Annotated in this window: 1 protein-coding gene; it reads right to left on the bottom strand. The window is 63.5% G+C overall.

Going from position 1 to position 241, the window contains the following annotated elements; translation table 11 throughout:
- Positions 1-101: 101 nt before the first annotated feature.
- Positions 102-241 (bottom strand): HAD hydrolase family protein (locus SB724_RS21590; protein WP_410573097.1); only part of this gene is annotated, 140 nt, incomplete at its 5' end.

Here is a 241-nt window from a genome sequence, read left to right as displayed (position 1 = left end):
ACATTGCGGGAAAATGGCAAGACCACAAGCTGTACCAGGTACTCCTGCACTAGGCAGCTTGGTCAACGCTCCAACATCCACCGCCGCGCATTAGATGCTTGCTAGACCCGCTGCTCCGTCAACTTTGCCTCGAGAATCTGGGCCACGCCGTCGTCGTCGAAGTGCGGAGCCTGCTGCCCCGCGGCGGTGATGGCGTCCGGGTGCCCACTGGCCATCGCGTACCCGTGACCGGCCCAGCGGA

This window comes from Bacillus sp. SIMBA_031, assembly GCF_046535225.1.
GTDB classification, from domain to species: Bacteria; Bacillota; Bacilli; order Bacillales; family Bacillaceae; genus Bacillus; species Bacillus velezensis.
The sequence above is the reverse complement of the archived record's forward strand: the minus strand, read 5'-3'. Positions and strand labels throughout refer to the sequence as shown.